Raw genomic sequence first — 12,408 nt, forward strand, 5'->3', positions numbered from 1 at the left:
GCCTTCGCGAGCAAGCCCGCTCCCACAGGGGGCTATCACCCGCCATTACATCGGCGGTGTCACGCCGTCCTTGCCCGCCGCAATCGACTGAGCCGTCAGCGTCCCATCGGCACTCTGCGTCACAAACGTCACGATCTTCACCCCCACCTTCAGCAAGCTCCGATCCCCCGGCACCAGGTTCACGATCGGCACATCCTCCGGCACCAGAATCTTCTGCTGCCCGCCCTTGTAGTTGACGGTCAAGACCCGACCATTGCTAACCACCAGATCGCCCACGCTGCAATTGGTCATGCTACTGCCCTTCGCCAAATCAAATGGCCGATGACCGTCGCCGCTACCGGCCAGTTCCGGCGGGAAGACATGGACTTCCAGTGCCTTGAGCGTGCCGTCTTCCTGCGGTATGGCTGCCGAGCCGATGTAGCTGCCGGGTTTGATGTCTTCAATGTTGGCCAGAGTGACGGCGTGAACTTTGGTGTCTTTGCTCAGGTTGATGACCACGTTTTCACCACTGTTGACATGCACTTTCAGCGCGTCGGGACTGCCCCCTGTGATCTCGCCGCGAACGCCGATGCGCATGCCCGGCGCGTCAGCAGCCTGGGCAAGACCTGCCGTGAACAAGCCGATCAAGGTAACCACTGAAGCGCCGCGAATCAGGTGACGAAACATCGCATTCATGAAGTGCCTTCCGTTTTATGAAACGTGAATAGAGAACATAAGCACGCTATCGAACAGGATGTAAGTGAATGTATCATCGGACCTCGATATTTTGACGCAAGGTTCCTCGATGGACATCACACACGTCCGTCACTCATTCCGCAACGGAATGATTGCTATCACTCCAAACCCTCTTCTGCCCATTCCGATAGCTCTTTAGCCTGCGCGCATTCTCTTTTGCTCAGCGAGACCCGTTATGAACCCAGCGACCCAGGTGCCCCACGGCACCGCAACAATGACCCGAGGCATGGTGCTGCTATTTGCCTTCTGCTGCGGCGCCATCGTTGCCAACATTTACTACGCCCAACCGATCATCGGCCTGATCGCACCCGACATAGGCCTCACCAGCACCATGGCCAGCCTGATCGTTTCACTGACCCAGATCGGTTACGCGTTGGGTCTGTTCTTCCTGGTGCCGCTGGGTGATCTGCTGGAAAACCGTCGTTTGATGATAATCACCACGGTGGTGGCGATTGCCAGTCTGCTGGGCGCTGCGTTCACCGATCAGCCAAATGTGTTTTTGCTGATCTCGTTGCTGGTGGGGTTCAGTTCGGTGTCGGTGCAAATCCTGATTCCGCTGGCCGCGCATCTGGCACCGGAGGAGTCTCGCGGGCGTGTGGTCGGCGGGATCATGGGCGGTTTGCTGCTGGGGATTCTGTTGGCGCGGCCGGTGTCCAGCGTGGTGGCTGACCACTTCGGCTGGCGTGCGATGTTTGTGATTGCAGCGGTGTTGATGGCGGCGATCAGCATGGTGTTGGCGCTGACGATTCCCAAGCGCCAGCCTGATCACAGTGCTTCTTATGGTCAGTTGCTGGGGTCTCTGTGGACCCTGTTGCGTCAACAACCGGTGTTACGTCAGCGCGCGTTTTACCAGGGGTGCATGTTCGCCACGTTCAGCCTGTTCTGGACCGCCGTACCGCTGGAACTGGCGCGCAATCATGGCTTGTCGCAAACCCAGATCGCAATCTTCGCCCTGGTCGGGGCCATCGGCGCCATCGCGGCACCCATTGCCGGTCGACTGGCCGATGCCGGCCACACTCGCATTGCTTCACTGCTGGCCCTGCTGTTCGCCAGCCTGAGCTTCCTGCCCGCCTTCATCCACCCGGCCTACAGCGTCATCGGCCTCGCGGTCACCGGCGTGGTGCTCGACTTCTGCGTGCAGATGAACATGGTCCTCGGCCAACGCGCTGTCTACGCCCTCGACGCCAAAAGCCGCAGCCGCCTGAATGCGTTGTACATGACCAGCATCTTCATCGGCGGCGCGTTTGGTTCCTCGGTGGCCAGTGCGGTATATGAACACGGCGGCTGGTTGTGGATCGTGATTGTGGGTAGCGCGTTTCCGCTGTTGGCGTTGTTGCGGTTTTTGAGTGTTTCAGAGAAGCGTTTGTTGGCGACGGCATAGTCCACCAATAGCTTCGCGGGCAAGGGGTAGGCGCCCGCGAAGGCAATGGGCTTGATATCACTCAGTGCCGAACCAGGCCGCGGCATTCGCCCCAAGAATGAATACTTTCGCTCAGCCTGATCCGTTACCCCGAGGTCAACCCGGATTACACTCAGCGTCCTGAGCCTGACGCGATGCTGGATGCGATTCGCGGCTGAACCGATCAAATGCCGCCTGAGCCGCGACATGTTCTTTCAAGGAGTGTGTAATGACCCGACGTACCTTTCTAATCACCGGCGCTAGCAAAGGTATCGGCCGCGCGGTCGCCGAGCACCTGGACCGCGCGGGTCATCGTGTGGTCGGAATCGCCCGTTCGCCCGACCTGAGCTTTCCCGGCATTCTGTTTCCGCTGGATCTGAGCGACAGGGCACTGACTCAGGAAGTGCTGGCGGAGCTGGCCAGGACTTATGAGTTCGACGGGCTGGTGAACAACGTCGGCCTGGTGCGCCCGCAGGTGCTGGGGGAAATCGACCTCGACACGTTCGACGACGTGATGCGGGTCAACCTGCATTCGGCCTTGCAGGCTACTCAGGCACTGCTGCCGAATATGCGCGCCAAGGCCTGGGGTCGGGTAGTGAACATCTCCAGCCTGACTGTGCTGGGTATCACGCAGCGCACCGCCTACGCGGCGGCCAAAGCCGCGTTGATCAGCTTCACGCGATCCTGGGCGCTGGAACTGGCGCAAACCGGCGTGACGGTGAACGCCGTGGCCCCGGGCCCGACCGAAACCGAACTGTTTCGCACCAACAATCCACCGGGCAGCGAAGGTGAAGCGCGTTACCTGGCCGGCGTGCCGATGGGTCGGCTGGGGCAGCCGCAGGAGATCGCGGCGGCGATTGCGTTTTTGTTGTCTGAGCAGAGCGGATTCATCACCGGGCAAACCTTGTTTGTCGACGGTGGCGCATCTGTGGGCAAAGCAGCTTTCTGATAAACAACACCAATCAAATGTGGGAGCGGCGATGCGGCGATCCGACTTGCTCGCGAAGACGGACTGACATTCACCATTGATGTCGACTGATACACCGCTTTCGCGAGCAAGCCCGCTCCCACAATTCGATCTCCACAAGGACTCAAAATGGACCGCCTCGCCGCAATGGAAACCTTCGTCTACGTGGTGGAAACCGGTTCGTTTTCCGCCGCCGCCCGGCGCTTGAATATCGGCCAGCCCGCCGTCTCGAAAGCCATCGCGCATTTGGAGGCGCGCCTCGCGGTCAGGCTGCTGTTGCGCTCGACCCGAGGCCTGACGCCGACCGAGGCGGGCCTGGCCTTTTTCGAACGGTCCAAGCGTGCCATCGAAGAAGCGGACGAGGCCGACAACGCCGCTCGCGGTGCCGCCAGCGGCCTGACCGGCAACCTGCGCATCTGCGCCGCCGTGACCTTCGGCCGACTGCACATCGTTCCGCACCTGGGACCCTTTCTCGATCAGAACCCGGACCTGAACATCGATTTGATGCTGGACGATCGCAACGTCAATCTGGTGGAAGAAGGCGTCGACATCGCCCTGCGCATGGGCGCCTTGAGCGACTCCGGCCTCACCGCCCGCAAGATCGCCGAGTGTCGGCGCATGGTGCTGGGCACGCCCACCTATTTCGAAAAACATGGCGAGCCTACCTGCCCTGCCGATCTGAGCAAACACCATGCAATCGTCTACACCTTGGGTGGCGGAGCCGATTGGCAGTTCCGCAACGGGACAGATGATCAGTCAGTCATCATCAGCGGGCGAATCCGCGTCAACGCCGCCGAAGGTCTGCGTGCAGCCGTGCTCGCCCATCAAGGGCTGACCATGGCGTCCGAATGGATGTTTGCCCCGGAACTGGCCAACGGCGCGGTCAGGGAAGTGATGAAGGATTGGACATTGCCGAATCAGGACCTTTGGGCGGTGTTTCCCACGGGCAGAATGGCCAGTGCGAAGGCCCGGGCGTTTGTGGAGTATGTGCAGGGGTTGTTAGCGAAAGAGACCTGATGTTTCGATTAATTCGAATAGCCTGCCAACTTCGATTATTCAGAATATTGGAAACCGCCATGTCGCCTGTCATCCACCCGCCGATTACCTTGCCTATGGAGCGCGAAGTACAAGCTGCCATCGAGGGGCAGCGCGCCTTGGCGGCCTATCTTGCGACTCAATTCGAAACTCAGCACATCCAGATTTTCGACGAGCAGAATGAAGCTCATACCGTCGAACTGCCCACCTCAGCCCTCAGGTTGTTGGTCGACATTCTGGCTGAGCTAGCAGCAGGCAACGCCGTCAAAGTGGTCCCGGTTCACGCCGAATTGACCACCCAGGAAGCCGCCGACCTGCTTAACGTCTCACGCCCACACCTGATCAAGCTGCTTGAATCCGGCGAGTTGTCCTACCACAAAACCGGCAAGCACCGACGTGTGCGCTTTGCCGATTTGATGGACTATAAAAACCGGCGCGACACTGCCAGCGAGCAAGCAATGACGCTTCTCGCCGAGCAGGCACAAGCATTAAGGACAGGATACGAGTGAGGCACTCCTCTTTTACCGCTGTATATGACGCCTGTGTTCTGTACCCCGCACCCCAGAGCTACGCAATCAAGATCAAAAGATCGCAGGCTTCGCCAGCGCCTACCTTTACCGCATGCACCCGCCGGTCTCTGTCGTACACGATCCTGTAGGAGCTGGCGAAGCCTGCGATCTTTTCAGACGCCAAAAAGCAAAACGGCGATCCTTAGATCGCCGTTTTTGTTTACTGCCCGAATTGCCGTCCCAACCCGCCCGGCACGCCATGGATGTCTGTCTCTTCCCATGGCCCGTTCGGGCTGATCGACCGGCTCCAGCCGTTATCCCAGCGGTAGTACGTACGCTGGCGGTAGAAGGTGTTGGTCTGATCATCGAGTACGTACACGCCGAGCTTGGCGTCCCAATGGCTGTTGCCACCCGGTGGCGGCGCGAAGCTGGCGGAGGTGCGTGGCAACGGTTTGGCGGGCTTGGCCGGAATGCCCGGCTTGCCCGGTGTCGGTGTCGTGGACGGCGTCGGACGCGGCTGCGACGGCGGGATCGGTGGCAGCCGTTCAGGCTGCTGCGGTTGGACCACGCAAGCGCTTAACCCCAAAACCATACTGAGCAGGGTGATACGAGCGATGGCGGTCATAGTGGCGATTCCTGTCATTTGTCCGGGCTGTCGATGGTCAGTGTTTGCGGCGCAGTGGTGCTGCTGGCCAGAGGCTGGCTGCGACCGATCCATTCGCCGGCAGTGGGTTTGCCGGCGCGGGAGACGCGTGCAACCAGTTGGACTTCAGGGAAGTTCGACAGTTTCAACTGCGGCATCATTGCGTCGGCGTCGCCCAGTTCAACGGTCGCCGGCAAGTCGGCCACGGTCAGCCGTTTGGCGGCCAATGGCGCAGGAGGCCCTGCGGTGGCGCGGGCGAAAATGAATACGCTGTCGCCCGGCTGGACCTTGGCTTTCAGCTCTGGCGCCAGATCCACGCGCACCTTGAGCAGTGCCGCCACCTTGGCGGCGGGCGCCTGGGCCACCTTGCCGCCGCTGGCTTCGAGTTTCTCGGTGGCCCGAGTGATGCCGCCTTGCAGCGCGGCGCGGGAACTGTCCTCCGGTGGCAGTTGCACCAGCAGGCGATTCCAGTAGTCGATGGCGTCCTGATAACGCTGGCTTTCAAAGGCAGCAATACCGAGTAACCCAAGGCTGGTGACTTCTTTCGGATCGGCTTTCAGTGCTTCGTCGGTCAGGGCCTGAACCTTGTCCGACCACTTCTTGCCGTCGGCGAAGTACTGGGCCTGCGCCCATTGGCCCAACAGTTCCGGCTGACGACCGGCCAGGTTCACCGTGCGTTCGAAGATCTTCGCCGCATCGCCAGGACGATCCTGAGCCATGTACGTGCGACCGAGGAAATACAGGCCTTCAGCCGAATCCGGCTGAGCCGCGACTGCACGCTCCAGGCGGCGGGTCATCTCTTCCATCGACTGCGGCGCCTGGGAGAATTCGCGGGTCAGTTCGACCTTGTCGCTCGCCCCGAAATGCAGGTACAGACCGAGGCCCAACACCGGCACCAGAATCGCCGCCAGCAACGGCCACGGCTTGCCCAGGCGGGACACGCGCGGCGCCTCGACGCCTTCGGTGTCGGCGAGCAACTCACGGGCGGCTTCGGCGCGACCGGTGTCCATTTGCGCGGCGTCGAGAACGCCCTCTTCCTGCTGAGTCTGCAACTCAGCCACGCGTTCCTGATACAGCGCGACATTCAGGGCCGTACGATCCTCTTCAAGCTGGGCGCGGCGGCCACGCAGAACAGGGATCAGCAGAAAACTCAGGGCAACCAGAAGTAGCAGACCTGCAGCGAGCCAGAAATCAATCATTCTTGGTTTTATCCAACAGGTGGTCGAGGCGCTCACGCTCCTCGGCGGAAAGCTCATCCTTGGTGTCAGCGCGTTGCACGCGACGACGGCGGACGATCACGGCGATGATCACAAAACCGCCCAGCAACAGGCCGGCAGGGCCGAACCAGAGCACAGCAGTCTTGGCGTTCAGAGCGGGTTTGTAGCGGACGAAATCACCGTAGCGGTCGACCATGAAGTCGATGATTTGCTGGTTGTCCTTGCCCTCGCCGAGCATGCGAAAAATCTCTTTGCGCAGGTCGGCGGCGATCGGTGCGTTGGAATCGGCAATGTCCTGATTCTGGCACTTGGGGCAACGCAGCTCTTTGGTCAGCTCGCGAAAACGCTCGCGATCACCTTCTTTTGCGAACTCGTAGGTGTCGATGGCCGCGTGCGCCACGCCGGCCATGCTCAAACCCAATACCGCGGCGGCTATCCAGCGCTTCATGGCTTGGCCTCATCAACCAGCGCCTGATACTTGGCCGCCAGTTTTTCGCGCCAGACCTGTTCGTCGATCACGCCAACGAACTTGTCGCGGATGATGCCCTTGGCGTCGATGAAGAAAGTTTCCGGAGCGCCATAAACGCCGAGGTTCAGGCCCAGGGTGCCTGCATCGTCACGAATATCCAGCTGATACGGATTGTGGAATTCCACCAGCCACTTCAAGGCGTCAGCGTTAACGTCCTTGTAGTTGATGCCGTAGATCACCACGCCCTTCTCGGCCAGTTTGTTCAGCACCGGGTGCTCGACCCGGCAAGAAATGCACCAGGTGCCCCAGACGTTAACCAGCGCTGGTTTACCCAGAATATCCGCCTTGGTCAGGGTTTTTTCGCCCTGCACGGCCGGCAGGGAAAACTCCGGGAACGGCTTGTTGATCATCGCCGAAGGCAGCTCGGCCGGGTCCAGATAGAGCCCGCGGTAAAGGAAAACAGCCACCACCAGAAAAATCACCAGTGGCAACAGCATCAACCAACGTCTCATGCCGTGGCTCCCGTCATGCCCAGTGCTTCACGCACACGGCTGTTCACCTTGACCCGGTAACGGCGATCCAACGCCGCCAGCAACCCGCCCAAACCGGTGAGCAGACCACCGAACCAGATCCAGCGCACGAACGGTTTGACGTGGACGCGAACGGCCCAGGCGCCATCGCCCAACGGTTCGCCGAGTGCGACGTAGAGGTCGCGGGTGAAACCGGCGTCGATCCCGGCTTCGGTCATCACCGAGTTCTGCACGGTGTAGAGGCGTTTTTCCGGGTGCAGCACGCTGACTTCCTTGCCGTCGCGGATCACCCGAACGGTGCCCTTGTCGGAGGTGAAGTTCGGGCCTTCGAAATGCTTGGCGCCTTCGAACACGAAGTGGTAACCGGCCAGGTCCATGGACTCGCCCGGCGCCAGACGCAAATCGCGCTCGGCACTGTTCTGGCTCGACAGCACGACGCCGAGGGCACACACGGCGATGCCGAGGTGAGCGACCTGCATGCCCCAATAGCTGCGGGTCAGGGTCGGCAGGCCTTTGATCAGGCCTTTGTGGCGAGTCTTGTCGACGATGTCACGCACACCGGCCAGCAACACCCAGGCCGCGAGCATGAAGGTCGCGATCACCGCCCAGTTGAAATCGCCATAAGCAACACCCGCTACCACGGCTAAAGCGGCGCTGCCGAGCAACACCGGGGTCAGCATGCTCAACAGCCATTTGACCGGAGTGTCTTTCCAGCGCACCAGCATGCCGACTGCCATCACCATCATCAGCAAGGCCATCAACGGGATGAACAGTGCGTTGAAGTACGGCGGGCCGACCGACAGCTTGGCGCCGGTCATCGCATCGAGAATCAGCGGATACAAGGTGCCGAGCAGAATCATCGAGGCCGCCACCACCAGCACCAGGTTGTTACCCAGCAGCAGGGTTTCCCGGGACCAGAGGTTGAAGCCAACGTGGCTCTTCACCACGGGAGCGCGCAGGGCAAACAGCGTTAGCGAGCCACCGACCACGAACAGTAGGAAGATCAGGATGAACACACCGCGCTCAGGGTCGGACGCAAAGGCGTGAACCGACGTCAGCACGCCGGAACGCACGAGGAAGGTCCCCAGCAAGCTCAACGAGAAGGCAGCGATGGCCAGCAACACGGTCCAACTCTTGAACACGCCACGTTTTTCCGTGACCGCCAACGAGTGAATCAGCGCCGTACCCACCAACCATGGCATGAAGGAGGCGTTTTCCACCGGGTCCCAGAACCACCAGCCACCCCAGCCGAGTTCGTAGTACGCCCACCACGAACCGAGGGTGATGCCGATACCGAGGAAGGCCCAGGCGACGATGGTCCACGGACGGGACCAGCGAGCCCACGCCGCATCAAGACGACCGCCCAGCAGTGCAGCGATGGCGAACGCGAACGCCACGGAGAAACCGACATAGCCCATGTACAACATCGGCGGGTGAACGATCAGGCCGATGTCTTGCAGCAGTGGGTTGAGATCACGACCGTCCGCAGGAATCTGCGGCAGGATCCGTGCAAACGGGTTGGACGTGAGGATCAGGAACAGCAGGAAACCGGTGCTGATCATGCCCATCACCGCCAAAACCCGCGCCAGCATCACTTGCGGCAACTGCCGGGAAAACACCGACACCGCGAAGGTCCAGCCGCCGAGAATCAACGCCCAGAGCAGCAACGACCCTTCGTGAGCGCCCCACACCGCGCTGAACTTGTAGTACCACGGCAAGGCGCTGTTGGAGTTGCTGGCCACATAGGCGACGGAGAAATCGTCGGACATGAAGGCGTAAGTCAGGCAACCGAAGGAGAACAGCAGAAACGCGAACTGGCCCCAAGCCGCTGGTTGAGCGAGGCTCATCCACAAGCGGTCACCGCGCCAGGCACCAAGCAACGGCACCACGGCCTGAACCAGCGCGAAACACAGCGCCAGAATCATGGCCAGATGGCCGAGTTCAGGAATATAGAGTCCGGACGTCATCGATCAACCCTCCTTCGCGGGCGTTGGAGCAGATTGACCGCTGTCTTTCAAAGCCTTGGTCACTTCTGGCGGCATGTACTTCTCGTCGTGCTTGGCCAGCACTTCGTCAGCCACCACCACGCCGTCGGCGTTGAGCTTGCCCAGGGCAACGATGCCCTGCCCTTCGCGGAACAGGTCCGGAAGGATGCCGCGGTAGCTGATGGTCACGGATTTACTGAAGTCGGTGACGACGAATTTCACGTCCAGCGAATCGCCGGAACGTTGCAGCGAACCTTTCTCAACCATGCCGCCAGCGCGGATACGCGTGTCTTGCGGGGCTTCGCCGTTGGCGATCTGGGTCGGGGTGTAAAACAGATTGATGTTCTGCTGCAGGGCACTCAGGGCCAGGCCGACGGCAGCGCCGACACCGACCAGGATCGCGAGAATGATGATAAGACGCTTTTTGCGCAGCGGATTCACTTGCCGTTCTCCCGGCGCAGACGACGCGCCTCTTGTTGCAGATACCGCTTGCGGGCCAGGATCGGCGCCGCCACGTTGAGGGCCAGCACCGCCAGGCTAATGCCATAGGCTGACCAGACATACAGGGCATGATGGCCCATGGCGAGGAAGTCGCCGAATGAAGCAAAACTCATCGAGCGGCCTCCAGACTGTTCTGCACTTCGGCCTTGACCCAACTGGCGCGGGCTTCGCGTTTGAGCACTTCAAGACGCATGCGCAGCAGCAATACCGCGCCGAAGAAACAGTAGAACCCCAGCGCCGTCAGCAGCAGTGGCAGCCACATCTCGGCGGGCATCGCCGGTTTTTCGGTGAGGGTGAACGTCGCGCCCTGGTGCAGGGTGTTCCACCACTCCACCGAGTATTTGATGATCGGGATGTTGATCACGCCGACAATCGCCAATACCGCGCAGGCCTTGGCGGCACTGTCACGATTGCTGATCGCATTGCCCAGCGCAATAAGACCGAAGTACAGAAACAGCAGAATAAGCATGGACGTAAGTCGTGCATCCCAGACCCACCACGAGCCCCAGGTCGGTTTGCCCCAGATCGCGCCGGTGACCAGCGCCACGGCGGTCATCCAGGCGCCGATGGGCGCCGCGCATTGCAGGGCGACGTCGGCCAGCTTCATCTTCCACACCAGCCCGACGATGCCGCACACAGCCAGCATCACGTAGATGGACTGGGCCAGCATGGCGGCCGGAACGTGGATGTAAATGATGCGAAAGCTGTTGCCCTGCTGGTAGTCCGGCGGCGCGAAGGCCAGGCCCCACACTACACCAACGCTGATCAGCAGCAACGCCGCGACACTCAGCCACGGCAGCAGTTTGCCGCTGATGCCGTAAAACCATTTGGGCGAGCCGAGCTTATGAAACCAAGTCCAGTTCATTACTGTTTCCATCACGGTTGCTGCTCGCCATCACGAGCAGCCAGGGTCTTTACTGGTTAAAAAACAACCAGACCTCATTATTCGCCGACGCTGATCTTCAGGCCAGCAGCTATTGCAAAAGGTGTCAGGGTTATCGCCAGGGCGGTCAGGCTACCAAGCCACAGGAGATAACCGGTCGCCGGCATGCCCTGCAATGCCGCCTGCAAGGCGCCACTGCCGAGAATCAACACCGGGATGTACAACGGCAGAATCAGCAGCGCCAGCAACAGGCCACCGCGCTTCAATCCCACCGTCAGGGCTGCGCCCACCGCACCGAGCAGGCTCAGCACCGGTGTACCCAGCAACAAAGAAAGCAGCAACACCGGCAGACAGGCGGTTGGCAAACCGAGCATCAAAGCCAGTAATGGAGCGAGCAAAACCAGTGCCAGGCCAGAGAAGGACCAGTGTGCCAGTACCTTGGCCAAAACCAGAAGAGGCAGGGGGTGCGACGAAAGGACCCACTGCTCAAGCGATCCGTCTTCGAAATCACTGCGGAAAAGCCCGTCCAGCGAGAGTAAAACCGATAAAAGGGCCGCTACCCAGACCAGTCCCGGAGACAAGGTTTGCAACAATTGAGACTCGGGTCCGACCGCCAACGGGAACAGGGAAACCACGATCGCGAAGAATACCAGCGGATTGGCCAGTTCCGCAGGACGGCGGAACAGCAATCGGGCTTCACGGGCGACCAACAGGCCGAAAACACTCATACGGCCCAATTCCCCAGATCAATGTCGCGATAGCCGGCCGGCATCCGGGTCAGCGTGTGGTGAGTGGTCAAGACCACCATGCCACCGCGCTCGCAGTGTGCGGCCAGGTGTTCTTCGAGTTGCGCCACGCCTTGTTTGTCGAGCGCGGTGAACGGTTCATCGAGGATCCATAGCGGTGGGCTTTCCAGGTACAACCGCGCCAACGCGACCCGGCGTTGCTGCCCGGCAGACAGCGTGTGGCAAGGAACATCCTCGAAACCGCGCAGTCCGACAGCCGTCAGCGCCTGCCAGATCGCCTCATGGGAGGCCGGTTGATGCAAGGCGCACAGCCAGCTCAGGTTTTCTTCCGGCGTCAGCAGATCCTTGATCCCGGCGGCATGGCCGATCCACAGCAGGTTGCGCGCCAGCTCAAAGCGTTGCTCGTTCAATGGCTGGCCGTTGAGCAGCACCTGACCGGCAGTCGGCTGCATCAGACCGCAAAGCAGACGTAAAAGGCTGGTTTTGCCACTGCCGTTGGGGCCACTGATTTGCAACATTTCGCCACTGGCCAGTCTCAATTCGAGATTTTCGAAGAGCAGCCGAAGGTCTCGCTCACAGGCGAGGGCAACGGTTTGCAGGACAGGACTGGTCAAGAGATCACGGGCCTTTTGGGTTCAAGTCGGCAGTGGAGCGGCCGTTAAAGATATGCAGGATAAATGCATTGGCGGCCCGTTCTAAGGAGCTGGATCAAGTATTTGAAATGTTTTCAGCGCCCCGGATACAACGGGGCGGCATTATACATGCCATGCCCTACTCTAAAGAGGGCAA

The 12,408-nt window shown here is 60.5% G+C and carries 15 protein-coding genes; 4 read left to right on the forward strand and 11 right to left on the reverse strand.

The window, feature by feature from the left end; translation table 11 throughout:
- Positions 1 to 45 precede the first annotated feature (45 nt).
- A complete protein-coding gene (locus tag KGB23_RS14380) occupies positions 46 to 675 on the reverse strand; it encodes a hypothetical protein (protein WP_223431581.1) in 630 nt (209 codons plus the stop codon).
- Positions 676 to 910: 235 nt separating this feature from the next.
- On the opposite strand from KGB23_RS14380, the gene KGB23_RS14385 reads away from it, so the two are divergent.
- The 4 genes from KGB23_RS14385 (at position 911) to KGB23_RS14400 (ending at position 4,645) form a co-directional block, all read left to right on the forward strand.
- Positions 911 to 2,116 (forward strand): MFS transporter, encoded by a 1,206-nt coding sequence (locus KGB23_RS14385; RefSeq protein ID WP_223431582.1) that lies wholly within the window; start codon positions 911 to 913, stop codon positions 2,114 to 2,116.
- Between the two features lie 247 nt (positions 2,117 to 2,363).
- Positions 2,364 to 3,083: an SDR family oxidoreductase gene (locus KGB23_RS14390; protein ID WP_223431583.1), complete on the forward strand. Its 720-nt coding sequence runs from the start codon at positions 2,364 to 2,366 to the stop codon at positions 3,081 to 3,083.
- Positions 3,084 to 3,230: 147 nt separating this feature from the next.
- Positions 3,231 to 4,118, forward strand: a complete 888-nt coding sequence (locus KGB23_RS14395) for a LysR family transcriptional regulator (RefSeq protein WP_223431584.1) — start codon at positions 3,231 to 3,233, stop codon at positions 4,116 to 4,118.
- 59 nt (positions 4,119 to 4,177) lie between these two features.
- Positions 4,178 to 4,645 (forward strand): helix-turn-helix domain-containing protein, encoded by a 468-nt coding sequence (locus KGB23_RS14400; protein ID WP_223431585.1) that lies wholly within the window; start codon positions 4,178 to 4,180, stop codon positions 4,643 to 4,645.
- A gap of 220 nt (positions 4,646 to 4,865) precedes the next feature.
- Here the strand turns inward: KGB23_RS14400 and KGB23_RS14405 are convergent, their stop codons facing one another.
- The 10 genes from KGB23_RS14405 to ccmA all read right to left on the reverse strand — a co-directional run bounded on the left by KGB23_RS14405 (position 4,866) and on the right by ccmA (position 12,233).
- Positions 4,866 to 5,270 (reverse strand): hypothetical protein, encoded by a 405-nt coding sequence (locus KGB23_RS14405; protein WP_056742060.1) that lies wholly within the window; start codon positions 5,268 to 5,270, stop codon positions 4,866 to 4,868.
- Positions 5,271 to 5,284: 14 nt separating this feature from the next.
- Positions 5,285 to 6,487, reverse strand: coding sequence for a c-type cytochrome biogenesis protein CcmI (gene ccmI, locus KGB23_RS14410; protein ID WP_223431586.1), 1,203 nt, complete (start codon positions 6,485 to 6,487; stop codon positions 5,285 to 5,287).
- On the reverse strand, positions 6,480 to 6,953 hold the full coding sequence (locus tag KGB23_RS14415; RefSeq protein ID WP_008145552.1) for a cytochrome c-type biogenesis protein: 474 nt from the start codon (positions 6,951 to 6,953) through the stop codon (positions 6,480 to 6,482). Before KGB23_RS14415 ends, ccmI begins: the two co-directional genes overlap by 8 nt.
- Positions 6,950 to 7,486 carry a DsbE family thiol:disulfide interchange protein gene (locus tag KGB23_RS14420; RefSeq protein ID WP_223431587.1) on the reverse strand — a complete coding sequence of 179 codons (537 nt, stop codon included), beginning with the start codon at positions 7,484 to 7,486 and terminating at the stop codon, positions 6,950 to 6,952. The genes KGB23_RS14415 and KGB23_RS14420 overlap by 4 nt, the downstream gene beginning before the upstream one ends.
- Positions 7,483 to 9,471 (reverse strand): heme lyase CcmF/NrfE family subunit, encoded by a 1,989-nt coding sequence (locus tag KGB23_RS14425; RefSeq protein ID WP_223431588.1) that lies wholly within the window; start codon positions 9,469 to 9,471, stop codon positions 7,483 to 7,485. Before KGB23_RS14425 ends, KGB23_RS14420 begins: the two co-directional genes overlap by 4 nt.
- A 3-nt stretch (positions 9,472 to 9,474) precedes the next feature.
- Positions 9,475 to 9,930: a cytochrome c maturation protein CcmE gene (gene ccmE / locus KGB23_RS14430; RefSeq protein ID WP_056742064.1), complete on the reverse strand. Its 456-nt coding sequence runs from the start codon at positions 9,928 to 9,930 to the stop codon at positions 9,475 to 9,477.
- On the reverse strand, positions 9,927 to 10,103 hold the full coding sequence (gene ccmD / locus KGB23_RS14435) for a heme exporter protein CcmD (protein ID WP_150655118.1): 177 nt from the start codon (positions 10,101 to 10,103) through the stop codon (positions 9,927 to 9,929). The genes ccmE and ccmD overlap by 4 nt, the downstream gene beginning before the upstream one ends.
- Positions 10,100 to 10,855 (reverse strand): heme ABC transporter permease, encoded by a 756-nt coding sequence (locus KGB23_RS14440; protein ID WP_223431589.1) that lies wholly within the window; start codon positions 10,853 to 10,855, stop codon positions 10,100 to 10,102. The genes ccmD and KGB23_RS14440 overlap by 4 nt, the downstream gene beginning before the upstream one ends.
- A 77-nt stretch (positions 10,856 to 10,932) precedes the next feature.
- Positions 10,933 to 11,601, reverse strand: a complete 669-nt coding sequence (gene ccmB / locus KGB23_RS14445; RefSeq protein WP_008155797.1) for a heme exporter protein CcmB — start codon at positions 11,599 to 11,601, stop codon at positions 10,933 to 10,935.
- Positions 11,598 to 12,233 (reverse strand): cytochrome c biogenesis heme-transporting ATPase CcmA, encoded by a 636-nt coding sequence (gene ccmA, locus KGB23_RS14450; RefSeq protein ID WP_007894233.1) that lies wholly within the window; start codon positions 12,231 to 12,233, stop codon positions 11,598 to 11,600. Before ccmA ends, ccmB begins: the two co-directional genes overlap by 4 nt.
- Positions 12,234 to 12,408 lie beyond the last annotated feature (175 nt).

This window comes from Pseudomonas sp. GL-B-26 (genome assembly GCF_019947405.1).
Taxonomy (GTDB): Bacteria; Pseudomonadota; Gammaproteobacteria; order Pseudomonadales; family Pseudomonadaceae; genus Aquipseudomonas.

Bases quoted from the DNA above. Each gene is read 5' to 3' on its own strand.
- KGB23_RS14380 (WP_223431581.1), bottom strand. From the start codon at position 675: ATGAATGCGATGTTTCGTCACCTGATTCGCGGCGCTTCAGTGGTTACC.
- KGB23_RS14385 (WP_223431582.1), top strand. From the start codon at position 911: ATGAACCCAGCGACCCAGGTGCCCCACGGCACCGCAACAATGACCCGA.
- KGB23_RS14390 (WP_223431583.1), top strand. From the start codon at position 2,364: ATGACCCGACGTACCTTTCTAATCACCGGCGCTAGCAAAGGTATCGGC.
- KGB23_RS14395 (WP_223431584.1), top strand. From the start codon at position 3,231: ATGGACCGCCTCGCCGCAATGGAAACCTTCGTCTACGTGGTGGAAACC.
- KGB23_RS14400 (WP_223431585.1), top strand. From the start codon at position 4,178: ATGTCGCCTGTCATCCACCCGCCGATTACCTTGCCTATGGAGCGCGAA.
- KGB23_RS14405 (WP_056742060.1), bottom strand. From the start codon at position 5,270: ATGACCGCCATCGCTCGTATCACCCTGCTCAGTATGGTTTTGGGGTTA.
- ccmI (WP_223431586.1), bottom strand. From the start codon at position 6,487: ATGATTGATTTCTGGCTCGCTGCAGGTCTGCTACTTCTGGTTGCCCTG.
- KGB23_RS14415 (WP_008145552.1), bottom strand. From the start codon at position 6,953: ATGAAGCGCTGGATAGCCGCCGCGGTATTGGGTTTGAGCATGGCCGGC.
- KGB23_RS14420 (WP_223431587.1), bottom strand. From the start codon at position 7,486: ATGAGACGTTGGTTGATGCTGTTGCCACTGGTGATTTTTCTGGTGGTG.
- KGB23_RS14425 (WP_223431588.1), bottom strand. From the start codon at position 9,471: ATGACGTCCGGACTCTATATTCCTGAACTCGGCCATCTGGCCATGATT.
- ccmD (WP_150655118.1), bottom strand. From the start codon at position 10,103: ATGAGTTTTGCTTCATTCGGCGACTTCCTCGCCATGGGCCATCATGCC.
- KGB23_RS14440 (WP_223431589.1), bottom strand. From the start codon at position 10,855: ATGAACTGGACTTGGTTTCATAAGCTCGGCTCGCCCAAATGGTTTTAC.
- ccmB (WP_008155797.1), bottom strand. From the start codon at position 11,601: ATGAGTGTTTTCGGCCTGTTGGTCGCCCGTGAAGCCCGATTGCTGTTC.